The organism is Schinkia azotoformans LMG 9581 (assembly GCF_000307855.1).
GTDB classification, from domain to species: domain Bacteria; phylum Bacillota; class Bacilli; order Bacillales; family Bacillaceae_J; genus Schinkia; species Schinkia azotoformans.
This window is the reverse complement of the sequence record NZ_AJLR01000114.1, coordinates 1-26,809: the sequence shown is the minus strand read 5'-3', so window position 1 is coordinate 26,809 and position 26,809 is coordinate 1. Positions and strand designations below refer to the sequence as shown.

27 protein-coding genes are annotated in these 26,809 nt (G+C 37.8%); 21 read left to right on the top strand and 6 right to left on the bottom strand.

Annotated features, from left to right (window positions below):
• Positions 1 to 149: 149 nt before the first annotated feature.
• From BAZO_RS21785 to BAZO_RS12500, 3 genes are all read right to left on the bottom strand, one after another.
• Positions 150 to 305, bottom strand: coding sequence for a YpzG family protein (locus BAZO_RS21785; RefSeq protein ID WP_003331923.1), 156 nt, complete (start codon positions 303 to 305; stop codon positions 150 to 152).
• Between the two features lie 16 nt (positions 306 to 321).
• Complete coding sequence (gene sspK, locus BAZO_RS12505) at positions 322 to 480, bottom strand: small, acid-soluble spore protein K (RefSeq protein WP_003331922.1); 159 nt, start codon at positions 478 to 480, stop codon at positions 322 to 324.
• Positions 481 to 554: 74 nt separating this feature from the next.
• The gene (locus BAZO_RS12500) at positions 555 to 1,538 is read right to left on the bottom strand and encodes a metal-dependent hydrolase (RefSeq protein ID WP_003331921.1); all 984 of its coding nucleotides are present in this window, start codon (positions 1,536 to 1,538) and stop codon (positions 555 to 557) included.
• A gap of 140 nt (positions 1,539 to 1,678) precedes the next feature.
• Here BAZO_RS12500 and mutY point away from each other — a divergent pair, with 140 nt between their 5' ends.
• Positions 1,679 to 2,773, top strand: coding sequence for an A/G-specific adenine glycosylase (mutY, locus tag BAZO_RS12495; protein ID WP_003331920.1), 1,095 nt, complete (start codon positions 1,679 to 1,681; stop codon positions 2,771 to 2,773).
• A gap of 105 nt (positions 2,774 to 2,878) precedes the next feature.
• Positions 2,879 to 3,796 carry a L,D-transpeptidase gene (locus BAZO_RS12490; protein ID WP_003331919.1) on the top strand — a complete coding sequence of 306 codons (918 nt, stop codon included), beginning with the start codon at positions 2,879 to 2,881 and terminating at the stop codon, positions 3,794 to 3,796.
• Between the two features lie 69 nt (positions 3,797 to 3,865).
• Here BAZO_RS12490 and BAZO_RS12485 read toward each other — a convergent pair whose 3' ends face one another.
• The gene (locus BAZO_RS12485; RefSeq protein WP_003331917.1) at positions 3,866 to 4,048 is read right to left on the bottom strand and encodes a hypothetical protein; all 183 of its coding nucleotides are present in this window, start codon (positions 4,046 to 4,048) and stop codon (positions 3,866 to 3,868) included.
• Positions 4,049 to 4,219: 171 nt separating this feature from the next.
• On the opposite strand from BAZO_RS12485, the gene BAZO_RS12480 reads away from it, so the two are divergent.
• From BAZO_RS12480 to BAZO_RS12465, 4 genes are all read left to right on the top strand, one after another.
• Positions 4,220 to 4,417: a gamma-type small acid-soluble spore protein gene (locus BAZO_RS12480; protein WP_003331916.1), complete on the top strand. Its 198-nt coding sequence runs from the start codon at positions 4,220 to 4,222 to the stop codon at positions 4,415 to 4,417.
• 152 nt (positions 4,418 to 4,569) lie between these two features.
• The gene (locus BAZO_RS12475; RefSeq protein WP_003331915.1) at positions 4,570 to 5,529 is read left to right on the top strand and encodes a bile acid:sodium symporter family protein; all 960 of its coding nucleotides are present in this window, start codon (positions 4,570 to 4,572) and stop codon (positions 5,527 to 5,529) included.
• A 90-nt stretch (positions 5,530 to 5,619) separates the two neighbouring features.
• Positions 5,620 to 6,150: a nucleoside tri-diphosphate phosphatase gene (gene ntdP, locus BAZO_RS12470; protein ID WP_003331914.1), complete on the top strand. Its 531-nt coding sequence runs from the start codon at positions 5,620 to 5,622 to the stop codon at positions 6,148 to 6,150.
• A gap of 72 nt (positions 6,151 to 6,222) precedes the next feature.
• Positions 6,223 to 8,004 (top strand): ABC transporter ATP-binding protein, encoded by a 1,782-nt coding sequence (locus BAZO_RS12465; protein WP_039957503.1) that lies wholly within the window; start codon positions 6,223 to 6,225, stop codon positions 8,002 to 8,004.
• A gap of 16 nt (positions 8,005 to 8,020) precedes the next feature.
• Here BAZO_RS12465 and BAZO_RS21235 read toward each other — a convergent pair whose 3' ends face one another.
• Together BAZO_RS21235 and BAZO_RS12455 are read right to left on the bottom strand one after the other, a co-directional pair.
• A complete protein-coding gene (locus tag BAZO_RS21235; protein WP_003331912.1) occupies positions 8,021 to 10,171 on the bottom strand; it encodes an ATP-binding protein in 2,151 nt (716 codons plus the stop codon).
• A complete protein-coding gene (locus BAZO_RS12455; RefSeq protein ID WP_003331911.1) occupies positions 10,143 to 10,865 on the bottom strand; it encodes a response regulator transcription factor in 723 nt (240 codons plus the stop codon). Before BAZO_RS12455 ends, BAZO_RS21235 begins: the two co-directional genes overlap by 29 nt.
• Before the next feature lie 186 nt (positions 10,866 to 11,051).
• Between BAZO_RS12455 and qhpC the strand changes: the two genes are divergently transcribed.
• From qhpC to BAZO_RS12380, 15 genes are all read left to right on the top strand, one after another.
• Positions 11,052 to 11,369, top strand: a complete 318-nt coding sequence (qhpC, locus tag BAZO_RS12450) for a quinohemoprotein amine dehydrogenase subunit gamma (RefSeq protein WP_003331910.1) — start codon at positions 11,052 to 11,054, stop codon at positions 11,367 to 11,369.
• A 14-nt stretch (positions 11,370 to 11,383) separates the two neighbouring features.
• Complete coding sequence (gene peaA, locus BAZO_RS12445) at positions 11,384 to 13,021, top strand: quinohemoprotein amine dehydrogenase subunit alpha (RefSeq protein WP_003331909.1); 1,638 nt, start codon at positions 11,384 to 11,386, stop codon at positions 13,019 to 13,021.
• A 218-nt stretch (positions 13,022 to 13,239) separates the two neighbouring features.
• Entirely contained in the window at positions 13,240 to 14,700 is a 1,461-nt protein-coding gene (locus BAZO_RS12440; protein ID WP_003331908.1) for a radical SAM/SPASM domain-containing protein, read from the top strand.
• Between the two features lie 33 nt (positions 14,701 to 14,733).
• Entirely contained in the window at positions 14,734 to 15,798 is a 1,065-nt protein-coding gene (locus BAZO_RS12435; protein ID WP_003331906.1) for a YncE family protein, read from the top strand.
• Between the two features lie 14 nt (positions 15,799 to 15,812).
• Positions 15,813 to 16,745 carry a hypothetical protein gene (locus BAZO_RS12430; RefSeq protein ID WP_003331905.1) on the top strand — a complete coding sequence of 311 codons (933 nt, stop codon included), beginning with the start codon at positions 15,813 to 15,815 and terminating at the stop codon, positions 16,743 to 16,745.
• Between the two features lie 10 nt (positions 16,746 to 16,755).
• Complete coding sequence (locus BAZO_RS12425) at positions 16,756 to 17,751, top strand: peptidase U32 family protein (RefSeq protein ID WP_003331904.1); 996 nt, start codon at positions 16,756 to 16,758, stop codon at positions 17,749 to 17,751.
• Positions 17,748 to 19,541, top strand: coding sequence for an ABC transporter ATP-binding protein (locus BAZO_RS12420; RefSeq protein ID WP_003331903.1), 1,794 nt, complete (start codon positions 17,748 to 17,750; stop codon positions 19,539 to 19,541). Before BAZO_RS12425 ends, BAZO_RS12420 begins: the two co-directional genes overlap by 4 nt.
• On the top strand, positions 19,534 to 20,265 hold the full coding sequence (qhpE, locus tag BAZO_RS12415) for a subtilisin-like serine protease QhpE (RefSeq protein ID WP_003331902.1): 732 nt from the start codon (positions 19,534 to 19,536) through the stop codon (positions 20,263 to 20,265). The genes BAZO_RS12420 and qhpE overlap by 8 nt, the downstream gene beginning before the upstream one ends.
• Positions 20,266 to 20,296: 31 nt before the next feature.
• Complete coding sequence (locus BAZO_RS12410) at positions 20,297 to 21,769, top strand: aldehyde dehydrogenase family protein (RefSeq protein ID WP_003331901.1); 1,473 nt, start codon at positions 20,297 to 20,299, stop codon at positions 21,767 to 21,769.
• A 158-nt stretch (positions 21,770 to 21,927) separates the two neighbouring features.
• Positions 21,928 to 22,944 (top strand): ABC transporter ATP-binding protein, encoded by a 1,017-nt coding sequence (locus BAZO_RS12405; protein WP_003331900.1) that lies wholly within the window; start codon positions 21,928 to 21,930, stop codon positions 22,942 to 22,944.
• A complete protein-coding gene (locus BAZO_RS12400; RefSeq protein WP_003331899.1) occupies positions 22,945 to 23,736 on the top strand; it encodes an ABC transporter permease in 792 nt (263 codons plus the stop codon).
• 8 nt (positions 23,737 to 23,744) lie between these two features.
• On the top strand, positions 23,745 to 24,530 hold the full coding sequence (locus BAZO_RS12395) for an ABC transporter permease (protein ID WP_003331897.1): 786 nt from the start codon (positions 23,745 to 23,747) through the stop codon (positions 24,528 to 24,530).
• Positions 24,531 to 24,602: 72 nt separating this feature from the next.
• Positions 24,603 to 25,034 carry a potassium channel family protein gene (locus tag BAZO_RS12390; protein WP_003331896.1) on the top strand — a complete coding sequence of 144 codons (432 nt, stop codon included), beginning with the start codon at positions 24,603 to 24,605 and terminating at the stop codon, positions 25,032 to 25,034.
• 90 nt (positions 25,035 to 25,124) lie between these two features.
• A complete protein-coding gene (bcp, locus tag BAZO_RS12385) occupies positions 25,125 to 25,598 on the top strand; it encodes a thioredoxin-dependent thiol peroxidase (protein WP_003331895.1) in 474 nt (157 codons plus the stop codon).
• A gap of 15 nt (positions 25,599 to 25,613) precedes the next feature.
• Complete coding sequence (locus BAZO_RS12380; RefSeq protein ID WP_003331893.1) at positions 25,614 to 26,723, top strand: aminopeptidase; 1,110 nt, start codon at positions 25,614 to 25,616, stop codon at positions 26,721 to 26,723.
• The last annotated feature ends 86 nt before the right edge of the window (positions 26,724 to 26,809 follow it).

Below are 26,809 nucleotides of genomic sequence, written 5' to 3'. Positions count from 1 at the left end.
CAGCGCCTATCGCCTAGCAAACTTCAGGTCTCCTCCCTACGATAAGTCAACTAAGAATTGCTAACGTAATTCAAGCTTCCTTTATCGCTGTCGTTGTCCCCTCCAGTTTGTACGGCGATGAGCAAGGCGCTTCCGCTTTTCTTGTGTGGTTAGGACTGTTTTCTTGTTTCTCGACGTAATATTATCGTATTTAATGGCTCCATTGTCTCGCCGTTAACTTGACTCCAGGCATGCTTTGGATTTGCATGTCCTTTTATAAAAGGATTCTGATATCGGTTGTTATAGAACTTTTTATGTTGAGCCATGAAAAATCATCCTCCTTTACTCTTCTGGACGGTTTTCGTTCGACTTACGCATACGTTCTTGTGGATGAGTATTGATTTGCCCATTTGCTCTTAGTGAAGAATATTTTGCTTTAGCACGCGGCTCACCTTTAATGTTCATATGGGAAGGAAAATTGTTTTCTTTATTCCGGACCATTCGGAACCCCTCCTTACATGTGTGTGAATGTCCTTTTGAACATCCATTACATAGTATGGATATTTTCATCAACCTTAATTCTCTGGAGCAATTACTAATTTTTTCATCAATTTTTCTTCACTAAAAATCCAACCAGTATAGGAGCTCACAATATTTAATTCTTGATCTAGCTGGACAACGGCAACGAATGGATAGTATCCTTTAGAGCGGTACCTTAAATCAATAAATCTGACTTCATAATGGTCATTATATTCATCAATTTCCCAGCGATAAACTGGAGAAAACGATAAAAATGCCGAAAGATTTTCGTCCTTCATCGCTGCTTTCATTACTGACGTATCGGGAACAGGAATTTTTTCATATTCATCTAAAAAGTTAATTTCATTATTAACAGCACGAGCAACGTAAAATCTAGTTTCACTTGAAATAGCTAAATGCCACTGGTTGAATCGGTAGGTTGGTGAAACAATAATTTGCGTAGCATCAGGAATATGCTTTTTAACTTTATGAACAATCAGCCTTTTCGTATTGTAACGAACTAGGTAGTAGCCGGCTAAGACGATATAGACACCTAAGAAAGTATAACCCGGGTGTGTTCCGTAACGCCAAATGGCAATACCAACAATATGGGCAAAAAAGATAAATGGGTCGAACGTGTTAATAATACCTAAGGCTACCCATTTTTTGGAGAATGGCCTTAAGGCCTGGGTTCCATATGCATTAAAAATATCAACAAAAACATGCAAGATGACGGCAATAAATGTCCAAACCCATAAATGAAATAAATCAGAGCTTGGTGAAAAAGCATAGATGATACCTGTTATTAACAATGGCCATAACAATACAGCGGGAATAGAATGAGTGATACCTCGATGATTTCTAATGTACTTTGCATTATTCTTAAGCTTCATGATTGTATCTAAGTCAGGTGCTTGAGAACCAATAAGTGTTCCGAACAATACTGCCTGGGCAGTAATATCATGGTTTGCAACAACAGGATCGAGGGTTGCTAGTCCTCCTAGAGCAATACCCATAACAACGTGGGTGCCTGTATCCATTAGCGGAGCCTCCTATGTTTTTTACTATAATAATCATTAGTTCACCTGTATTATACTTCAAAAGGTGGGTTTTAATTTGTAAAACAATTTACAAATTTTTGTATCCTATACTTTTATTTTAACACCGGGGAGGTACTTCTGTGGAAGCCAAATTAGAAAAAATATTAAACAATTTTGATAAGTTAAAATTTCAATTCGATCTTATACAATGGTTTTTAAATGAACAACGGATATTGCCTTGGCGGCAGGATAAAGATCCTTATAAAATTTGGGTGTCAGAAATCATGCTGCAACAAACAAGGGTGGAGACCGTGATACCGTACTTTACTAATTTTATTGAAAAATTTCCATCACCTGAAAGCTTAGCAAAGGCCGAAGAGGAACATGTATTAAAAGCATGGGAAGGCTTGGGCTATTACTCAAGAGCACGTAATCTTCAAAGTGCCGTAAAAGAAGTTGTCGCTGAATATGGCGGCAAGGTACCCGATAATGTGGAAGAATTATCGAAGTTAAAAGGTGTCGGACCTTATACTCAGGGTGCAATCTTAAGCATTGCCTATAATATTCCTGAGCCGGCTGTAGACGGAAATGTAATGCGGGTCTTATCACGAATTCTTTTGATTAAAGATGATATTGCAAAAGTCAGTACAAGAAAGTTATTTGAAAATATCGTGAGGGAAATTATTTCGGTTGACCAGCCTTCCGAATTTAATCAAAGCTTGATGGAATTAGGGGCGTTAGTTTGTACACCCAAATCCCCTTCCTGTTTATTATGTCCGGTTCAAAATCATTGCCGGGCATTTAGTGAAGGCATTCAACATGAACTGCCATATAAAACGACGAAAAAAAAGGTGAAAGAGGTTTTCATCACCGCCTTAATTTTAAAAAATAAAACGGGAGAAATATTAGTTCAGAAAAGACCGAATGAAGGGCTCTTGGCAAATTTATGGGAACTTCCAAACCATGAACTTCAATTAAATAGTATGCACGGAGAGAGTGAACAGATACAAAGATTTATGAAAGAAAAATACAATTTGGATGTGACGGTTGGCGACCATTTTATGAATTTAAAGCATGAGTTTTCTCATTTGGTCTGGAAAATAGATGTTTACCCTGCTTATACAGATGGGGCGTTACCAAAAGCCGACAACAGCCAGTTTGTGTCAAGGGAGGAATTGTCCAAGCTCCCATTCCCTGTGTCATACAAAAAAATTATTTCTGAAATCCAATGGTAAAGATCTCCTGTATAATAAGATTATAGTAATGAATAGAGTTTTATCCACATAGAATGCCCATAGAGTATTACGCAAAGGCGTATTTGATAGAGAGGGGAATGGGTAGTGGTAAAAAAGGGTCTGTATTCATTCATTATTTTCAGTTTAATTACTGTAATGTTCATGCCATTGAAAACAATTCAGGCAGCAGAAGTGGAGACAAGCTCCTACCTTATTATTAACAAGGCAGTTAATGAACTGGCCTATTTTAAAGATGGGGAATTAGTTAGAGTCTTCGATGTTGGGACAGGGAAAAGCAGGAAGCTAACGCCGGAAGGTACATTCAAAATTATTAATAAGGTGAAAAACCGCCCTTATTATAAAGAAAAGATTCCTGGTGGTTCACCGAAAAATCCACTGGGGGACCGCTGGATGGGCTTGGATGTACCTGGAACATGGGGACATACGTATGGGATCCATGGCAATAACAACGAAAGGTCAATAGGCAAGTATGTTAGCGCCGGCTGCATTCGTATGCATAATGAAGATGTCCGCTGGCTATATGATCAGATTCCTAACGGAACAACAGTGTTAATCACACACGAAAACAAAGATTTTCAATCGATTGCTTTAGATCATGGCTTAAATGTTAAATTACCTAAGATTGAAAAAGTGGATAAAAAAGTAACCATATTAGCTGAAAAGAGTTTGTATGAAAAACCTATTCAATATAAGGGCTATGTAAAGGCAAAAATTGCAGCCCAAACTGTTACAGCTTTTGAAGAAACGGATAACGGCTGGTACCATATTTATACCTGGTTTGGGGATGCTTGGATTTCAAAAGGAAACACTGTTGAAGGTCAACTTGTAAAGAAAGAAATGAAAGTGGCATTAACGACAGTAACCTCCTTATACGCTTCACCAAATGTGACGGCTGTTACGGTTGGAGCATTAAATCCACAAACAGTAAAATCATTTGAACAAATAGGCAACTGGCACCATATTTACACCTGGTTCGGTGATGCCTGGGTTTATATCGAATAGATAGAAATAAATTAAAGCAAAAGGCGGAAAGAGGCTGATAACCTCGCCGCCTTTTGCTGTCAATTTGCATTAGCCATCTAGACCTCCACGTGTTTCTATTTCTCTTATGATATCGTTTCTTATTGTCACTCCTTCAATATTTAAATAAGGTGCCATTTGCTGCAGCGATTTGTGGAAATAGGCTAGCTCGCTATCATCCCATTGCTGCATGGACATCATTGATAATTCTGTCATATCACGACCAGCGTACATAAATGTTTGGCCTCCTTTTAGATTCTTTCCTAATTTATTTTTTAATTGATCAGTGCATTTTATTCAAAATAAAATGTATAAAAATTTTTCGTATATAAAATAGACAACAGAACAAAATATACTCGTACAAGTCAAACAGAGGCTTGTAAAATTACTTTGGAGGTGCCTACGATGGCAAAAAGAAATAGTTTTTCCGGAACTAATATTCAAAATGTAAAACAACAAAACGCACAATCAGCAGGTGCTGGTGCAAATGCTGGTCAATTCGGAACAGAATTCGGCAGCGAAACTGATGTACAACAAGTGAGAGAGCAAAATGCTCAATCACAACGAAACAAAAACCAAAGTGTAACTGACGTAACTGAGTAATTAACAACAAAAAGCATTCCCTCATAAACGATGAAGGGAATGCTTTTTCTTTTCTGAAATAATCGTCTAATGCTCTCGTGAAAAAATAGTAGTATAATAAAAATATAAAACATTATTTTTCAGTTATTTTCAATTCGAAAGGATTTATTTATATGCTAGAAATGTTAAATAAAGCATTATTGAAATTCATGCCGATTATGACACCCACTAGTGTTATAATCGGTATACTTTTTACTGAAACTTTTAAACCTTATGCATTTTTAGTACCATGGTTGTTTGCTTTTATGACGTTTTCGGGGAGCTTAAATTCAAAATTTGCGGATATTAAAACCGTCATCAAATATCCTCGTCCACTTTTTATTTGCTTAACTATTTTACATCTTATTATGCCATTACTTGCCTTTGGTGTTGGGAATGTAGCCTTTCGACATGATCCTAACACGATCATTGGGCTGGTACTAGCCTTTTTAATCCCAACGGGAGTGTCCAGTTTAGTATGGGTAACCATTTACAAAGGCAATGTGATCTTAACACTTGCTATTATTCTAATTGATTCTTTACTATCACCTATAGTTGTACCAACAATCCTGCATTTATTTTTTGGAACAACAGTTCATATGAATGGCATGGAAATCATGCAAGGATTAATTTGGATGATTGTTCTCCCTTCCATTGCTGGAATGCTATTGAATGAAGCAACAAAAGGAAAAATTAATAAGGTTCTAAAACCGAAGCTTGAACCGTTTTCGAAAATTTGTTTAGGGTTGGTTGTCGGACTGAATGGTGCTGTCATCGCTCCTTATTTTAAAGAAATAAATGCAAAGCTATTATTCATTACAGCTATTGTATTTATAGTTGCGTGTTCAGGATATATTGTCAGTGGGTTAATTGCAAAGCTATTTAAAGAAGAAACCGATATCCAAATCGCCCTTATCTATAATGGCGGGATGAGAAATATTAGTGCTGGAGCTGTTATCGCGATCACCTATTTCCCGGCAGCAGTTGCTGTGCCGGTAATAATTGGAATGTTATTTCAACAAATTTTAGCTTCTTTTACCGGTACAGTTTTATCACGACAGGTAAAAAATTATACCTCTTTTGGAAATTTTTAAATAAGAATAGTTTTAAATTAGGAGGTAAACCGTTATAATATAGTATAAAAGTGGGTAAGTTTGCTTATTCGTAGAGAAAGGAAAGATAGTATGTTTGTCCCCAAGGCAGGAAGTAAAATACAAATACAAAGCTATAAGCATAGTGGGACTATACACCGTGTTTGGGAAGAAACTACTTTGTTAAAAGGGAACCGAACTGTAGCAATTGGTGCCAATGATCGGACACTTGTAACTGAATCAGATGGAAGGACATGGATAACAAGAGAACCTGCTATCTGCTATTTTCACGCCGACCACTGGTTTAATATTATCGGTATGCTTCGTGAAGATGGTGTGTATTATTATTGTAATCTTAGCTCACCTTTTGCTTGGGATGATCAAATTCTAAAATATATAGATTATGACTTGGATATTAAAGTATTTCCTGATATGACCTTTAATATTTTAGATGAAGATGAGTATGAATTGCATAGTAAGCAAATGAATTACCCAATGGAAATTGATTATATTCTTAAGAAAAACATGAATGATTTAATCAGGTGGATTCGAGAGCGGAAAGGACCGTTTGCACCTGATTTTATAGATAATTGGTATGAGAGATATTTAACGTACCGTTCTTAAAAGTACATATGGTATGATGAAAGGGGCTGGGACACAGCCCCTTTGCGTTTTCAGGGATTGGAGGTTTTTCATCTGGATAGTATAAAAAGGTATATGAAATTTGTTTATCCATATAAATCGAAAATTGTGATTACAATCATTATTGGATTATTAAAGTTCGGTATACCTCTACTTATGCCATTAATTTTAAAATACGTTCTTGATGACATTATTGGTAGTGAAACAATGGCCACTGATGATAAAATTCATGAACTGTTTATCATGATGGGAATCGCTTTTCTGATATTTTTGGTATTGCGCCCGCCGATTGAATATTTTCGCCAATACTATGCACAATGGGTGTCCAGTAAAATTTTATATGACATCCGTGATCAGTTGTTTTCTCATATTCAGAAGCTTAGTCTTCGCTATTATTCAAATACAAAAGCCGGAGAGGTCATATCAAGAGTAATTAACGATGTAGAGCAAACAAAGTCGTTTGTTATCACAGGTTTAATGAATGTTTGGATTGACATGATGACGATTTTTATTGCGCTTGGGATCATGTTTTGGATGGACGTCAAGTTAACGATTATTGCTATTATTCTATTTCCATTTTACGGATTTTCCGTTAAATATTTTTACGGAAGACTGCGTCATTTAACCAGGGTCCGCTCGCAGGCATTAGCGGAGGTTCAGGGACATTTACACGAGCGCGTCCAAGGGGTTCCAGTGATCCGCAGCTTCGCCTTAGAAGATTATGAACAAAAGGAATTCGATAAGAAAAACCAAAAATTCCTAGATAAAGCGTTAGAGCATACAAGCTGGAATGCGAAAACATTTGCGGTTGTTAATACAATCACTGATATTGCCCCGCTCATTGTCATTGCTTTTGCAGGGTATGCTGTTATTACAAAGGATATCTCGGTTGGTACAATGGTGGCATTTGTCAACTACATGGATAAACTATATAATCCATTACGACGCCTGATTAATTCATCAACAACCTTAACCCAATCCATCGCATCGATGGATCGTGTCTTTGAATTTATCGATGAAGAATACGATATTATTGATAAGCCAGATGCTGTTGAGCTAAAGAAAGTAGAAGGCAAGATTACATTTGACAAAGTTAGCTTTAAATATAATGACAATGATGCACTCGTTCTAAAAGAACTCTCCCTTGATGTTAAGCCGGGAGAGACCATTGCCCTCGTTGGAATGAGCGGAGGCGGAAAGTCTTCCCTTGTCAGTTTAATCCCGCGTTTCTATGATGCGACATCAGGAAGTATCTTATTGGACGGCACAGATATTCGTGATTTCAAGGCCCGGACTTTAAGGGATAAAATCGGAATGGTTTTGCAGGACAATATTTTATTTAGTGAATCTGTGAAAATGAATATTTTAATGGGGAACCCGCATGCCACTGACGAGGAAGTCATTCAGGCGGCAAAAGCGGCTAATGCACATGATTTTATCATGGAACTCCCGGATGGGTATGACACAAAGGTAGGTGAAAGAGGGGTCAAGCTTTCTGGTGGTCAAAAACAACGGGTAGCGATTGCCAGAGTATTTTTAAAAAATCCACCGCTGTTAATACTCGATGAAGCTACATCCGCTCTTGACCTAGAAAGTGAGCATTTAATTCAAGAGGCTTTAGATAAATTAGCTAAAGATCGAACCACTTTTATTGTTGCTCATCGGCTTGCAACGATTACGCATGCGGACCGTATTGTTTTAATAGAGTATGGGGAGATTACGGAAGTTGGAACCCATGAGGAATTAATGGAAAAACAAGGGGGCTACTACAACCTCTTTAAAGTACAGCAATTAGATGATGGTAAAACAGAAACAGAATCAATGGTGCAAAAATAGACAAAAGCGTTGAGACTCATGTAGTTTCAACGCTTTTTTGATCTAATGGAATCCTTATTGTAAAAATACTTCCTTTACCGGGAGTACTAGTGACCGTAATCGTTCCCTTATGTTCATTAACAATCTCTTTTACAATCGGAAGTCCAAGACCGTTCCCGGGAATAGTAGAGTTCCGGGATTTATCTATACGGTAAAACCTTTGGAATATAAAAGGAAGCTCTGTTTCCGTAATACCAACTCCATAATCTTTAATTTCAAATAATAACGAATGATCCTCTTCGAACACTCTAATTTCTATAGGTAAATCAATATTATTAGAATATTTAACTGCGTTATCTATTAAGTTATAGATGGCCCTTTTTAAATATTCGGGGTCAGCCATTATCGTCGATAATCCATCTGCGACCATCACATAGAGGTTATTTTCTTTTCCATCATAATGATTCAATAAGTGCCTGAAATATTCTGTTGGATTGACTTTCTGAAAATTATACGAGCTTCTTTTTGATTCTATTGTACTTAATTCATAAAGCCCTTTTGACAAATGCTGGATTGAATTTAAATGACGATAGATTTTGCTTAAATAGACATCGATTTTTTCCTCTGGTATCAAGCCGTCGTTAATAGCCTCAATGTAACCCATGCAAATGGTTATCGGAGTTTTTAAATCATGGGAAATATTTGAGAAAAGTTCAACACGTGTCTCATCTATGGACTGCAATAATAAATTGGTTTCGGAAAGGGTGCGATTGGCTGACTCAAGCTGTTTTGTTCGTTCTATTACTTTATTCTCTAATTGATTATTCAACTTGATATAATCACTCATTAAATTGTCTAATGCTGCTGACATTTGGTTGAATGCTTGGCTGACTGCTTTAAATTCTTTTAGATTATCAACCATAATGGTTGTATTTAACTTCCCCGCTGTAAGGGCATGTATACCTAATAATAAATTTTGCAACGGATTTGTTGCATAGCGCCATAATCTAAACGATAACATCATAATGATTAAAATAATAACTGCGACAATCGAGATAAACTGTCCAATAAATTGATTACGGTTTTCGTCAATATGTTCATTGGTTATTTCCTTAACGGCTGATATAATTTCTCTTTTTGGAATAACGTATATGAGTTTCCAAGAAGTATCCTTAATGGAGGAAAGCAGCAAATATTTTTCCTCATTATTTATTATTGAAGAAAAGGGTTTAGTACTGTTATATAATTTTTTTCGATAATCAAATGTAAAGTAATTTAAATCATCCATGACCTCATCTTGATTGGCTATAAAGGTTAAGTTGTCATTCATTAAGACTGCATAAGCATCTTTTTCACGAAATTTAAAATTGAGAATGTGATTTAATACACTTGGAATCGTTATATCGACACCAATGATACCAATTTTCTCACCGTTTACGATGATAGGAGTTGATAGTGTAAAAACTTGCTCCCGGTGCGTAATGTCCTGATATACATCGCTGATGGAAACCGTTGGAGAATGATTATGGATATTATCAACTGCAATTTGATAAAAGGTTTGTTTCGTAAAATCGATATCAGGTTTTAAATATCCTTCTTTAACTTCTTTAGAAAAGTCCAATGCTGGATAAATTCTCGAAGCGGAGTTGGATAAAATTAAATACATGGCAGCCATATGCGGTGTTGATGTGACCGTTTCTTTAAAAAAGGGTTCAAGGTAAGCAGTTCTTGATAAATCATCTAATAATTTAGGGGTTACATCTGTCCGGGCACTAATGATAATGTTCGATTGGTCTAAAGCTGGGCTCGTCCAAGAATATCCTTCTTTTTCCTTAATAGGGTGCAGGTCCGAAATAGATGGGTAGCTTGATTGGTATTGAAAGATATCCTCAGCCATTTTTCGCCCCATTAGAACCTGCTTTTTTGCCTCGTCAATTTTATATTGAATGAGGTCCGCCTGTGTATTAAGATGGGATTGGTGCAACCGGATAATGTCGTTGATCATTTCCTCTTGAATATCGGAGCTTGTATTTATTACGACTCTTTGAACGCTGTGATATGTATAAAGACCAATTAAAAGGAGAGGAATAAATGATAAAAACAAAAAAGAGAGCAAGATATGTGATCTAAATGTCTTAGGTAATATCGGTTGTAAATATTTATAGATAATGTTTGAAAACTTCTTCATTGAATTTGTAACCTGCTCCTCGTATAGTCAAAATAATCCTTGGATTTTTAGGATTATCTCCAATTTTTTTTCGAATATTTCCGATGTGAACGCTTACTGTTTTAGAGTCAATATCTGTATTGAATCCCCATATCCGCTCAATTAAATGTTCAGGATTAAAAACCTGAAAAGGATGCATCATAAAAAATTCTAACAGCTTAAATTCTTTAGCTGAAAGAATTGCACTTTCCCCGCAAACACAACAATCAAATTGGTTCGTATTAATTGTTATAGATTTAGAAGACAAAATTTCTGCCTTTTGATCCATAGAATTAAACCTTCGCATTTGTTGTACTCTTCGTAAATGGGCTTTTATACGTGCTACAAGTTCATTAGGACTGAAGGGTTTACTTATATAATCATCTCCACCAACCGTTAAACCTAGAACTTTGTCCAATTCAGAATCTCTGCAGCTCACAAATAAAACAGGTGCATCAGTAAGATCTCTGATTTTTGGGCAGATGTCAAAACCACTGGAATCAGGAAGTGAAATATCTAATAGGATTAAGTCTGGGGAAAATTCTCGAATTTTTGTTAATGCTTCTTTCCCGTTCCTTGCTTCAATGAAATGAAACCCTTCCTTAACTAGATACATTTCTATTAATTCACGAATTTCTTCCTCATCGTCAACTACAAGTATCGATCGTTTCTCCATATCACACTCTCCTTCCAGAAGGTAGCTCCGCATAAATTATAGATTTATAGATTAATTTATATAGATAATATATCAAAATTTATAAAAGATTGCGAATTTACTTTATTTTTACTTTATATTTCAAATATTTTTAATCTTCTACCTTAGAATAATGAAGAAATATACAAGCATGAAAGGGGAGTAAAAATGGACCATATTAGACCAATTAACCGTAAAGGCCAAAAAGTAGTAAGAAGTATTGAAGAAAATGAGCAAATGGATGTTCATGGCTTGCAGCTTCCATTTGGTTGTACAACTGTGTTTGACCCAGGGTGGGAAGCTGATTCTTCAGGTATTAGCGCCGCTGGTGGCTGTCAACCGATGGAACGGGATTTATATGGATGCTATGGGGATTGCTGGTGGGCAGCCCAAGTGCCGGATGGCATGACTAAATATCCGGACTGGCACCAAGCCTGTCCTGCAGCAGTCCGTGATTGGCAAAAATTAAAATTTGTTGACGAATAAAAGGAGGAAATAGAATGGGGGGTAAAAAGATTTGGATTATTTTCCTTTTGGCTGTTGTTGTTCTTATTAGTGCAGCATGTACAAATAAATCGACAGAAAAGACAGTTACAGAGGAAAAACAAACCCAAAAAAATGTAGCTAGTGCAGGAGAATGGAGTGATACATTCCAGAAGTCATGCTTAACATGTCACGCTGTTGATGAAAATGGAAAAGTCGCACGTATCAGTGACATGAGAAAAACTCCAGAAGGCTGGGAACAAACGATATTAAGAATGAAAAGAGTCTGGGGATTGGATTTATCGAATGAGGATGCGGCAGCTATTGTTGCTGAATTAAGTATGAAAAATGGTCTTGCCCCGGAAGAGACAGACAAAATTATGTACTGGTTGACAGATACTGGTTCGATTATTGAAAATCCTCCGGAAAATGAATTGATGGCAGAAAGTTGTATTCAATGTCATGCAGGCGCCAGGCCGCTTGCGCAATATAGAACAGAAGATGAGTGGAAAAAGATTAAAGATTTTCATATAGGCATGAATCCATCCATTGTTTATATCATGAGATCTATGGATTGGGTCGATAATGCTGAAAAAATAGCTGAATATTTGGCAAAAACAAATCCAATGGAAACAGAAGCGTGGAAAAAGTGGAAGGAAAGTGGAAAGAAATATGATATTACCGGCGAATGGAAAATAATTGGCTATAGTCCAAGTATGGGATTATATTCAGGCGATGCAACGGTAACTGCTAAAGATAACCATTTTTATGAAAAGAGATCCCTGATGAGGGAAGGAAAAACAACGAACTACGAAGGCAATGTTAATTTATACACCGGTTATTCACTTCGCAGCAGTCTGGGTAATGAAAATGAAAAACTCCGTGGTGTCTTTAATGTGAATGAAGATGGAAAGTCAATTGCGGGCCAATGGAGTCAGGTGAATGACATGGGTATTTACGGCAAAGAAACCTACTACAAAAAGGGTGAAACCCAGTTGCTGGCAGTTTGGCCAAAGTCGATTAGTAAAGGCAGTGAACAAACGCTTACCGTTTTTGGAACGGATCTACCGCCTGGCTTGAAAAAGGACAACTTTACAACAAATGGTCTCCAAATTACCGAAGTTGTAAAACAAGAAAACGATGAATTACAACTGAAAGTAAAAGTATCAGATAATATCGAAAACAATGTGGTGGAAATTTCCTTAGCTGGTCAACAAGGTACTGTATCTCTAAATGTTTTTGAGAAAGTTGACTATATAAAGGTTACTCCTGAATATGGACTTGCACGTTTGAACTATGATGGACGGAAGCAAAGCGTCCAGTTTGAAGCCATTGCTTATGCAAATGGAAAAGATGGAAAAGCAAATACAGACGACGATGTTGAGATTGGTCCAGTAAATGCGAAATGGAATTTACAAGAATACAAGTTAATGGGAATAGAAGATGAGGATGTTAAATACGTAGGATCATTAAATGAAACAACCGGACTATTTATTCCAAGTGATGGCGGTCCAAACATGAAACGCGAGTGGAATACGAATAATACTGGAAATGTAACCGTTGTCGCAACATATACAGATCCAAAAACTAGCGAAAAGGCTGTTGGAGAAACATTCTTATTTGTAACAGCTCCTGATTTTGTTTATGTGAAATAGCTTAACTTTTTTCAGCGGAATTCTCCCACATTCATAAGTGGTGAGATGAATACAAATTAGCATTTTAATTCAGTGGGGATACAAACCCCGGCTGAATAAAGTTAAAGCCTCCGGCGAGCCTTGCGATTTTTAAAGGTAGTTTTTCGAGCAAGCTCGAAAAAAATCTGGGCGCAAATACGCCAAGGTGTATTTGATAATAATGAGAGGAAGTGTATTTAGTGCAGCCAATAAACACTACTAAAGAAAGTATCTTAAAAATAACGAATGCTCTTTATTTCGAAGTAGATGAAAAAACATATATTTATCATGGTTTAAGTGGGATTATAACCGAATTTGATAGTGCTAGTGCCAAGGTATTAAATACATTTCAACAAAATGAAATACTTACAAGAACTGAAATCATTGAGAAATTACAGGGTGAAATTGACGAAAAAACGATTGAACAAGTGATTGATGAATTCATTCAAATGGAGGTCATAACAGAAAACCATGTAAAAGGTGTTCACAGTCAAACACCGGGTATTCCAGTTGGTGAAAAATGGCCTGTTCAGACTTTAGTCCTTCATCTCATTAATGAATGTAACTTGAGCTGTACGTATTGTTATGCAGGTGGCGGAGATTACGGCAAACCTATGAAAACAATGACGATGGAGACAGCTGAAAAAGCGATTGACTTTTTAATCAAGGAAAGTAAAGATCGTCCAAATATATCGGTAGTTCTTTTTGGAGGGGAGCCTACCATGAATTGGCCCCTATTAAAAAGAATCGTTTCATATGGAAAAGAGGCTGCCGAAAAGGCCAGTAAAACAATCGATTTTTCAATGACGACGAACGGAACATTATTAAATGAAGAACGCATTAAATTTTTGGCAATGAACAATATCGGGGTCACAGTCAGTATGGATGGACCTGAGGAATGGCAAGATAAATTCCGTATCTTTAATAATGGCACAGGTTCATATGAAATTGTCCTAAAGAACGCCAAAAAATTAATAGAGATGCGCCCCAAAAAGCCTGTTGCCGTAAGGGTAACGGTCAATAAAGGATTTCCGTCTGTAAAAGATTTGTTTTATCACTTTATGGATATTGGCTTCCATGAGGTTGGCTTTGCTCCTGTTTCTGCCCAAGATGAAGCCTTTGTACTAAATTCACCTGAATTATGGCGTTTACTTGATGACTTTGAACAATTAACGGAAGACTTCGTCCAAGCAGCTATTCAAGACCGATATTTAGGTTTTTCAAATTTGGTCAATATTCTTGTTGAACTTCATTCAGGTGTGAACAAAGGCTTTGCATGTGGGGCAGGATTAGGATTTATGGCCGTCAGTCCATCGGGGGATTTATTTCTATGCCATCGCTTTAATGAACAACAAGAATACAAGATGGGTGACATTTTCAACGGAATTAATCAAGATTTCCAGAAGGAATTATTGGGGTCGCTCCATGTCGATAATAAGACAACCTGTTCTTCTTGTGCATTAAAACACACTTGTTCCGGTGGCTGTTATTATGAAGCGTTGGAACAAATGGGGGAAATAACCTCTCCGAATCTGCATTATTGCGGGTGGCAGTATCGGTGGTACAAGATCGGGCTGGCCGCCTATGTACGAATTATGAAAGAAAACCCCACGTTTATAGATCGTATAGCTGGACTTACACCAATCTGCCATACGAGTTAATGAAATTGCAATGAAAAAGGAGGTAAACAATGAATGAAATGGAGTAAGCTGAGAACCGCTGCACTAACTGTTATTGTTCTGTGTTTTCTCGTTACGACAGTTGCCCAACCGGGAAAAGCTCAAGGCACAAAAGAAATGCTATACATTGGTGGATATGACGTTGTCTTCGCTGTAGATCCGGAAACGAAAAAGGTAACAGAAATTCCAATAAAAGGTCCGAGTCGGGATACAGTATGGACAAAGGATGGACGCACCATATTTATTAACAGTGGGGGCAGAAAAGAGGTAACCGTTATTGATGCAACAACAAATAAGGTTACAGATACCTTCACGTTTAGTACGAAAGAATATAAAGCGAGTATATACGGGATGGCTGTTGATCCCAAGGGCGAGAAATTTTATGCAACTTTAATGCGTTCTAAATTGGAAGGAACAGAATTTAAAACATTGAACCCGGTTATTCAAGTTATGGATTTGAAAACGAAAAAAGTTGTTAAAGAAATCGATGTTCCTTGGGGAACACATACGCTGCAATTCTTTGCAGATGGGAAAAGTTTGCTCGTTTGGTCAAAAGATGTCTATGTCTATGATATCGAGAAAGATGAATTAAAACTTCATACACTAGTTACGAATGCTGATCCGAAAGATGGGTTAGGAGGCTATTTGTATTTTTGGGTGCGGGGGGAAGATAATCATAATGTAGCCCTCGCTACAAATTATAAGTTCTATCCAGAGACAAATAAAGTTACTGAAGGGGTTATACTCTTTGATTTGGAGAAGGGTGAGTATAAAGAGGTAGAATTTGATGATATGATTGGTGCTTTCTCAGGTGCTTCAACTAAAGATGGGAAAACGGCCTATGTCGGGCAAAATTATATTGGAAAAGTAAATTTAGAAACTGGAAAGTATGAGAAGGTTGTTCCGAATGTTCCAGGGACATCTTATGGATTTAATCTAAGCGGTGATGAGAAAACATTATATGTTTCGGGAGCGGGACCGGATGTTAGCTTTTATGATGCCAAAACCCTAGAACTCAAGGAAACTATTGAACTATCAACTGATACCATGGATGTTCGTGTAGTTCAAATTCAACAGTAGGAGAAGTGTTGCTTATGGAATTTGCACTTGCTATTCAATCTACCGATCAAATAACATGTCTGGATCAACCATGGAATATAAGCGATCATTCTCTGATTGAACAAGAAACATTAGGAAATGTACAAAATATTTTACAGTCATTTTATGAATCGCCCACATTTACACGTCTATATATTGGATCTGAGTTTTGTCAATATCGACTCCCGAAGGTCCATGATTTAGTGAGAACTTATCACAAAGCGGTAAAGTCGGGGTTTTCATTTACCTTTGTAACTCCCTATGTTACCCAAGCGGGCATGGTGCAGTTAAAACAGTTGTTAGCTGTGCTCCATGAAGAGGCACTGAAAAACAACGATACTATTGAAATTGTTGTAAATGACTGGGGAGCACTATATGAGGTGAACCAGAATTACTCACAATTTCAACCAGTAGTCGGGCGGCTATTAAATAAAATGATTCGTGACCCACGGGTTGCTCATTTATATGACAGGGAAGATGCACCACAAAAAGCAAATGCAGTTTTACAGACACCTGCTGTTTCAGTTTCATATTTTAAAAGATTTTTACAGACCAATCAGGTAAAGCGGATTGAGTTTGATAATCTAATTCAAAATATGGGAAGTCCATTGGGAGAAGAAGATTTTTCTTCTTCTCTCCATATCGGCTTTGGCGTTATTGCATCGGGGCGGTCTTGTTTAGTTGGTACACTGCATAGACCAAAGGAAGAAAAGTTTAAAGGTGAAGTGAAATGCAAACAACAATGTCGTCATTATCAAGTTGAACTCGTGTCCAAAAAAGAAAGGCTAGGTGCACTTCCAACCCGTAATATTCAAAAAGGAAACTCAGTCTTTTATCAACAAACGGAGGAATTATTAGTAAAAGGGATTCAATGGGCGCTTGAAAAAAATGTAAATCGGCTTGTCGTAAGTCCAAAAATACCGGTATAGGGGGGAGAATATGAAGGTATTGGCACCGATTAGTAGTGTGCAAGAAGTAGATATGCTTATTTATAGTGGTGCGGAAGAATTTTATGTCGGTTTTATCCCATATGAATGGATAAAATCTTTTACAAGCGGGATTTGGATGAATCGTCGGGCTCCACAGGCTAGTATCCCCTCCCACGAAGAATTTGCAAGTTTGGTAGACCGTGCACATAGGCATGGGGTTGATGTATTTATGACATTGAATGCCCCGTATTATGTGGAGGATCAGTATCCGTTACTCTTGGAAATTGTTCATCAAGCCTTTCAAGCAGGAACGGACGGTTTTATTGTAAGTGATATAGGATTAATGTTGGCGATAAAAGACCGTATTCCGGACGCCAACATCCATGTTAGCAGTTTAGCAACACCTATAAATAGCTCAAGCGTTCATTTGTATCGTGAACTAGGTGCCTCTCGTATTGTTTTCCCGAGGAGTCTTTCATTGGCTGAAATGAAAGAAATTATCGACGAAGGTGGAAGTGACTTAGAGTATGAGCTTTTTATCTTAAATGACGGATGTATTTATGAAGAGGGATTTTGTTTTACTACTCATAATCAGGTTGGTGCCTTTTGCTCTACTACAAATTGGGATTTTCAATTTATGTCTACAAAAGGCAGTAAGCAACTAACTTCACTTGAACAAAATGCGCTGGATAAACATCTAAAAGATTATCAAGACTTTGTTTGGTTCACACATAGCTGCGGATGTTCCGTGTCGGATCATGGAATGCCGCTTGGACCATGTGGATTATGTGCCCTCCCTGACATTTACCGTTTGGGTATTGATTCTTTAAAAATTGTCGGCAGGGAGGCGGATTCTTATCGAAAGCTTGCAAGTGTTCAACTTGTTAGTTCGGTGGTCAAATCTGTCCGTGAAGGAATGAATGATGGAGAGGTTAAAGCGAAAGCAAAACGAATTCGTAAGACACCTGAGCATTGTGAATCAGGGTACATGTGCTATTACAGATGAGGACCTTGTTTTCCCTTAAATGGATCATTCCGTTTATTAAACCATATAGAGTTGTATTAGCATTCATTATCTTGGTTGCGATCTGCAGCACAACTTTAAGCTTATCCTATCCATTTTTATCAAAGATTTTAATTGATGATGTGTTGATTAATAACAAATATGAACTACAAACCGTACTCCTAATTGGCGTAGGAATGATGATGACTGGTGTCCTTCTCCAGGCAGTGAATAGTTTCATTTACTTGAGGGTAACCCTGTTAATTTTAAAATCCCTCCGGGTTGATTTTTTCGGGCGGATACAAAGGAATGTGTATGATTTTTTTATTCGAAACAAAGTTGGGGATATCACAACTCGTCTGAATGGAGATTTGAATGAAATTCAAAGCTTTGTAACAGATGGTGCCCTGCAGTTTATTACGAATCTACTTACCTTATCTTTTATTACTGGAATGCTTATCTTCTTAGATTGGAAATTATTTTTGTATGCGCTTATTTTTATTCCAGTCCTACTAGGGTCACTTCTTTATTTCCGGCCGAAAATAATAAACTGGACGAGAAAAATTCGTGAACATCACAGTGATATTCAAGCACATATGATTGAAACTTTTTCTAACATTCGCTTAATAAAGTTATCGGCAGCGGAACAACAGCAAGGTGAGAAATTAAATCAAAAGATTACAAGATTAAATCGTGATACTTTATCGCTTTCAATCATTCAAAGCTTAGCAGAAGGAATTCCGCGAACTGCAATTGGTTTTTCAACAGGCTTTGTGTTTTTAGTAGGTGGATCAAATGTCATCGATGAATCTATGACACTTGGAAGCTTGTTAGCTTTTATTACTTATCTAGGACGCTTTTACAGTCCAATCCAAAGCTTGGCAGGTTTATATTTACGTTTTCAAAGAGTTCGCGTTTCAGTGGATAGAATTCATGAGTTTATTTATAACTCTGAGAAAGAAGATACCAAGACTAAAGAAACTGTTTCCTATGGAACAAAAGGGATTAGTTATGATTTTACTTTACTTGAATATAATCAAGTATCTAAATGGACAGGAACTGCCGGGCAGACACTGATTAATGTTAATTTAAATTTAAGGCCTAATGCAATTGCAGCTTTAATTGGACCAAGTGGAGCCGGTAAAACAACGTTGGTTGATACAATGGTTCGTTTAACCCCGATAACGGGTGGTACAATCCGTTTTCAAGGAAAGGACATATCCGAGATTCCGCTGAGCCGCTTACGGAGAGAAATTGTGATTGTATCACAAGAGCAGGAAATGCTTAATGGAACGATTATAGATAATTTACTAATTGGTTTTTCGGACTTGGAAAAAAGGCAATTGACACAGGCAGAAATTGAAAGATGCTGCGAGCAAACTGGTATTTTAGGTGTTATTCAATCATTGCCTGAGGGGTTCGAGACAGTTGTTGGACAAAGAGGAAAGAGGTTATCCGGTGGTGAAAAACAACGACTAGCAATTGCTGGAGCATTGCTGAAAAATCCTATCCTTCTCATATTAGACGAAGCGACTTCTGGACTCGACCAGCTATCGGAAAGACAGCTTTTTCTAGCACTAAAAGAATGGATGGGAACGGGTCCAATGGGAAAAGGGATTTTGATTATTTCACACCGGCTTTCATCTATGAAATTAATGGATCAAATCTTGCTTTTTGAAGATGGGCAAGTTGTAGATCAAGGAAAACATGGAGCACTTGAAGAACGTTCAATCTTATATCAGGAGTTGGTAAAGAGCGAATTTAAAAGGGAGGTGCCAGCAAATTTTGACTGATGCTAACATCATAAAACCGATAAATGTTCACAAAATAAATACTTCTTATACTGGGAAAGGTGTAACGGTTGCCGTTATTGATAGTGGAATTAATCCATATCATTCCCATGTAAACGGTGTAGAGGGAGGCATTCAAATTCGTGTGAACCGGGAGCAGTATATCGAATATCATCATGACTATCGTGATCGACTTGGGCATGGAACCGCAGTGGCAGCAGCGATCAGAGGAGTAGCGAAAGAAGCTGATTTATATGGCGTCAAAATCTTCGATGATAAATTAATGACCTACCCATCTATTCTAGCAGAAGCGATTGAGTGGTCAATTGAAAACCATGTCCAAATCATCCATCTAAGTCTTGGGCTTACTCAAGATCATGCCGGGGTTAAAGACGCTTGTAAAGCTGCGATAGAGAACAATATTACAATTGTGGCTGCGATGGACCGTGAACGAGGAATGATTTATCCTGGCTCCTATCCGGATGTATTTCATGTTCAATCTGGGGAGGTGGGTCGTAATGAATGGGCTTTTCATGAAGACGGGTCGTTCATAGCTTGTGGTTTTCCTCGTGAATTACAAGGTCCTACACAATTGTATAACATCCATGGACATAGCTTTGCTGCTGCTCATTTCACTGCTTATTTGGCTTTGTTACTTGAAGAGCATCCGGAATGGACCTGTCGCCAGTTATGGGCATATGTTGAAACATTAAGGTCATATGAATAATCAAAATAAATATAAAATGGGGGAAAAATGTATGGTAAAAGAGTACAAATTATTTATTGATGGACAATGGGTAGATGCTGTTTCTGGAAAGACTTTTAAATCCTATAATCCAGCTAATGGAGAACTTAATGGGATTATAGCTGAAGCGGACCGTGAAGATGTTGACTTAGCTGTAAAGGCAGCAAGAAAAGCATTTGAGAGCGGTCCATGGGCACAAATGGCTCCAAGTGACCGTGGAAGATTGCTATATAAAGTAGCCCAAAAATTATGGGAGAATGTAGATTATTTAGCGGAAGTTGAATCAAAGGATAATGGACTTACGATTAATGAAACAAAATATATTGCGATTCCGGCCTCTATTGATGTTCTAGAGTTTTATGCAGGACTAGCTAATAAAATCCAAGGGGATACACTAAGTTCACCTGGAAATCGCTTAAATATCACGCTTCGTGAACCATTAGGGGTTATTGGTGCCATTGTTCCTTGGAATTTCCCAATTATGCTAACAATGTGGAAGCTTGCACCTGCGTTAGCGGCTGGAAATACGATTGTCATTAAGCCATCCGAAGAAACACCTATTAGTGTTTTAGAGTTGGCTCGCTTATTTCAAGAAGCAGGTATTCCTGACGGTGTAATCAATGTTGTCAATGGCTATGGCCATACTGCCGGGGATGCATTGTCCTCACATCCAGGTGTTGATAAAGTCGCATTTACAGGTTCTACACATACCGGAAGATTGATTATGCAAGCGGCAAGTAAAAATTTAAAGCCTATTTCCCTAGAGTTAGGCGGAAAATCACCAAATATCATTTTTGATGATGCGAATATTGAAGATGCCGTTAATGGGTCATTATTTGGAATTTATTTTGCCCAAGGTCAAGTTTGTGCGGCAGGTTCTCGTTTGTTTGTTGAGGATTCTGTATACGATAAGTTTATGTCAGCTTTTGTTGATAAGGCAAAATCGATTCGTGTTGGAAATCCACTAGATCCAGCGACACAAATGGGACCACAAATTTCAGCTGCCCATCTAGGCAAGATTGAAAAATATGTACAGATCGGATTAGACGAAGGAGCAAAGCTAGTGACAGGTGGAAGTCGTCCTGACTTAGGGGTAAATGGAAATTTCTTTACGCCAACTATTTTTGAAAACGTATCTAATGATATGACAATTGCCCGCGAAGAAATTTTCGGACCAGTTGTTTCCGTTATCCGCTTTAAGGATGAGGAAGATGCATTAAGAAAAGCAAATGATACATTATACGGTCTTGCATCTGGTTTATGGACGAATGACGTAAAACGAGCATTCCGCATGGCAAAGGGCTTAAAGGCTGGTACTGTCTATGTGAATACATTTAGCATGCTTGATAGCACTGCTCCTTTTGGAGGAACAAAGCAAAGTGGATTTGGCCGCGAATTAGGTATAGAGGCTCTTAGCATGTATACCCAAACAAAACATGTATGGGTCGATTTAAGTCCTCAAGCGTTAAATTGGTATGGTTTATAAGAAAAGCGAAAGCACCCAGTATTTAAAAAAAGCGTTGAAAATTTTTAAGTTTCAACGCTTTTTTTTTATTGGATAGAAGTTGTTGAGCATGATTATTGTCTATCAATCGACAATTAGATAGACTTACTTTGTGTGTGTTTGAAGAAAGGAAGAACAAAATGGACTATATAATAGATGTTGAACATTTGCGAAAAGAATTTAAATCCTATTCAAGCCGCGGCGGATTAAAAGGGGCCTTTCGTGACCTTTTAAATCGAAAGTACAAGATTGTTCCAGCGGTAGAGAATGTCTCGTTAAAAGTTAAGCCAGGTGAGATGGTCGGCTATATCGGTGAAAATGGAGCCGGAAAATCGACAACGATTAAGATGCTAACAGGAATACTGGAGCCAACATCTGGTAAGGTTCGAGTGAATGGCATGAATCCGCACAAGGAGCGGGAAAGATTCACGCAAACAATTGGCGTTGTCTTTGGGCAAAGATCGCAATTATGGTGGGATATTGCTGTTCAGGAATCATTTCGGCTTCTGAAAAAGGTGTATAAAGTATCGGATCAGGATTATAAAGATCACATGGAGCATGTAATTGAAACGCTGGATATCGGTCCGTTATTAGATAAACCGGTCAGAAAGCTTTCACTTGGACAAAGAATGCGCTGCGAACTGGCTGCCGCTTTAATTCATAATCCGCCCTTATTGTTTTTGGACGAGCCTACAATTGGGTTAGATGTATTAGTGAAACTGAAAATCAGAGAGTTTTTAAAAGAAATTAATAAAAAATACAATACAACAATTTTACTGACTACCCATGATTTATCCGATATTGAAGCATTGTGTGAACGTGTCGTCATGCTTGATGAAGGTAAAATTATTTATGATGGAAGCTTAGTGGACCTCCGTTCCAATTGGGGCGACCGGAAACAAATCCAGTTTCAATTCGTATACCCAACGACAATTGAGCACTTAGAAAAAATAACAACAGATCTTGAAGTCGATTGGCAAAAAGGGGAACAGGACAATAGCTGGATCGCAAATGTAGGTAATCAAGATGACACGGTTTCAACGATTATTACTAGAGTGGTTGCCAATAATCAAATCAGCGATATGAAAATTAATGAAATTTCCACAGAAGAAATAGTCCGAAATATTTATGAACAAGGAATTAAGGTGCAGATATAGATGTCAAAATATATAGAAATGATTCGTATTCGCTTTTTAATGATGCTTGCTTACCGGACTAATTATTATAGCGGGATTTTAGTTTATAGCATTAATATTGGGGCTTACTATTTTTTATGGACCGCCATTTATGGGGATAAACAATCGATCGAGGGGTTGTCTGTTACACAAATGGTCACGTATATTGCGGTTGCTTGGATGGCACGCGCTTTTTATTTTAACAATATCGACCGTGAAATTGCCCAAGAAATAAAGGATGGGAAGGTCGCCGTTGAACTCATTAGACCTTACAATTACCTCACGATGAAGATGATGTCAGGGCTCGGAGAAGGCATGTTCCGTTTATTATTTTTCTCCTTGCCGGGAATGGTGATTGTTAGTTTGATTTTTCCACTTGATTTTTCAAGCAGCCTTAGTACTTGGGGGTACTTTGGAATGTCGACTGTTTTAAGCTTTATTGTTAATACTGAAATCAATTTATTGACAGGCATGATGACCTTTTTCATTTTTAATATTGCTGGGCTGTTACGTGCGAAGCGGGTCATTATTGATTTGTTTTCCGGTTTGCTTTTGCCTATTAGTTTTTATCCGGGCTGGGCGCAGGAGATTATGGGATTTTTACCTTTTCAAGCAATTAGCTATATTCCGAGCATGATCTTTACAGAGGGTTTACAAGGAAGTGCGATGTTCCAAGCGCTTTTCTTCCAATTGATTTGGGCGCTATTACTTCTCGTACCCATTCAGACTTTGTGGGTTGTGGCTAGGAGAAAGCTTGTTGTACAAGGAGGGTAAAATAGAATATGTTTTATGTATCGATGTTTTTTCAATATATGGGCCAATATATGAAAACTAGGCTGGAGTACCGGGCGGATGCCGTTGTCGAAATTGGCTCTGATCTTTTATTTCAAGCGGTGAATTTAATTTTTATTGTTGTCGTTTTTGGTCATACCCAGTTTTTAGGTGGGTGGAGTCAGGATGAGATCATTTTTATTTATGGATTTTTTCTCGTTCCATATGCTCTTTTTTCTGCTTTTTTTAATATATGGGATTTTAATGACAGGTACATTGTCAAAGGTGAAATGGACCGAATCTTAACAAGGCCTATTCATAGTTTGTTCCAAGTTGTTCTCGAAAGAATGGAGCTTGAAGCCCTATTTGGTATTATTACAGGATTAATCATTATGTTTTATGCGGGAGGCCATTTGGACTTACAGCTCCATTGGTATGATATTTTTGTTTTTATTGTGATGGTCATTGGCGGCATGCTCATTTATGCGGGTATTTTTATTTCATTAGCGAGTATCGGCTTTTGGTCGGATGCGCGCACAGATATTATGCCGATGGTGTATAACATCGGGAATTATGGGCGCTATCCGGTCAATATTTATAACGGAATAATCCGCTTTATCTTAACTTGGATTTTGCCGTTTGCCTTTGTGGGTGTTTATCCTTCCGCTTACTTTTTAGGAAGACATGAGTGGTTTGGGTTTGCATTTTTAACACCATTAATGGGGATCATCTTTTTTATGTTTGCGATTTGGTTTTGGAATAAAGGAGTTAGAAAATATCGGGGGGCAGGTAACTAAAATTTCGTTTTTTTCCAATTACTAAAATTTGTCCTTCCTTCATATGGATATAGGGAAGGCGGGTGAATGGACATGTTGCTTATCCTTGTTGGTTCGGTCCTTGGATTAATCTATAAAAGCTTGGAATGGATATGGATTAGCGATAACTTCCAGAGGAATCGTAAACATCTTTTTTCGTTTGAAAATTTTCTTTTACTGATTATTACCTATGTGATTTTACTGGTCGGCTTCGGCTTTATTTATACGATGATCGAAGCATCAGGGACATCGATTATCTTGGAATCGGGGAATGAGGTAGAGCCGCCATTCCTACATAAAATGGGCACAGGGATGTATTTTAGTGCAGTCACATTATTTTCGCTTGGCTATGGGGATGTGGTGCCAATTGGGGTGGGCCGTCCTTTGGCTATGCTAGAAGCGTTAATCGGTTATTTGTTGCCGGCAGCATTTGTGATGAGGACTGTTATTGATTTTGAAGGCTCTCTTTTTAAAGAAAGGGGTTAATCTTTGTTATAAAAGGGTAATAATTTGTAATAGGCTGAAATTTTAGATAATCTGTTGAATAGCTAATAACAAATTACGGAGGTAATAATAATGGCAGTAGAGATCGGAACAAAAGCACCGGATTTTGAATTACCAGCAAGTAATGGTGAAATGGTCAAATTATCGGATTTCCTAGGTAACCGGCATGTTATTTTATATTTTTACCCAAAGGATATGACACCAGGGTGTACAACGGAGGCTTGTGATTTTCGTGATAAGCATGAAAGCTTTGCCGAATTAAATGCAGTAATACTTGGGGTAAGCCCTGATCCGATGAATCGTCATGATAAATTTATCGAGAAATATGATTTGCCTTTTTTACTTTTAGCGGATGAGGAAAATAAGGTGGCAGAAGCTTATGATGTATGGAAGTTGAAAAAAAACTTTGGCAAAGAGTATATGGGGATTGAGCGTTCAACGTTTGTCATTGCTAAAGATGGCCAGCTTGTAAAGGAATGGCGTAAAGTAAAGGTAAAAGGCCATGTAGACGAAGCTCTTCAATTTATTAAAGACAATTTAGCATAAGGAAGTGTACCTTGAATGGTAGATCCGCGAATTAAGCAGTTAGCAAAGACGATATTAGCTCACTCGGTAAAATTGCAAAGTAAACAACGTGTCATGATTAAAGGTCATGTCAATGCCAAGCCGCTTATTTTGGAGCTTATTGATCAAACGTATCAACTTGGGGCCTATCCTTATGTTGAAATGTTGGATGATGATATTTCAAGACAATTGTTTATGGGCTATGAAAAAGAACAGCTTGAGACAATTCGTGATTGGGATATGAAGAAATATCAGGATGTTGATGCTATTGTAGTGATCATCGGAGAGGAAAATGATGCTGAGTTAGCCGATGTTCCCCGTGAAAAGTTTCGCATTCGTGGAGAAGTAATGAAACCGGTGCAGCAATTTTACATAAATAATCGTAAATGGGTATTATTAAACTTCCCAACTAGAGGGCTGGCCCAAAAGGCTGGGATGAGCTCCCCTAAATTTGCTGATTTCTTATTAGATGTATGTAATGTAGATTATCAAAAAATGGCCGAAGCGATGAAGCCATTAAAAGAGTTGATGGAAAAAACAGATCGTGTTCGGATTGTTGCACCTGGAACGGACCTTGCTTTTTCAATCAAAGGCATCCCAGCGATTATGTGTGCAGGCGAAAATAATATTCCTGATGGCGAAGTGTTCACAGCACCGGTGCGGGATAGTGTTAATGGTACGATTACCTATAATACACCATGCCCATATCAGGGGACTACATTCCGGAATGTTTCACTAACCTTTAAGGATGGGAAGATCGTTGAAGCTCGTGCTGACCAAACTGAAAAAATAAATGAAATCTTTGATATCGATGAAGGTGCGCGTTATGTAGGGGAATTTGCCATTGGCGTCAATCCGTTAATCCGTGAGCCGATGGGCGATATTTTATTTGATGAAAAGATTTGCGGCAGTCTCCATTTTACACCGGGAGAAGCCTATGAAGAGGCGTTTAATGGGAATCGTTCCTCGATTCACTGGGATATGGTGTTAATTCAGCGGCCTGAATACGGTGGCGGTGAAATTTATTTTGATGATGTATTAATACGAAAAGATGGATTGTTTGTAGTTCCTGAGTTGGAAGGATTAAATCCGGACAGGTTGAAGTAGGATGGTGCAGCATTGTCTAGCTACAGCGCCTATCGCCTAGCAAACTTCAGGTCTCCTCCCTACGATAAGTCAACTAAGAATTGCTA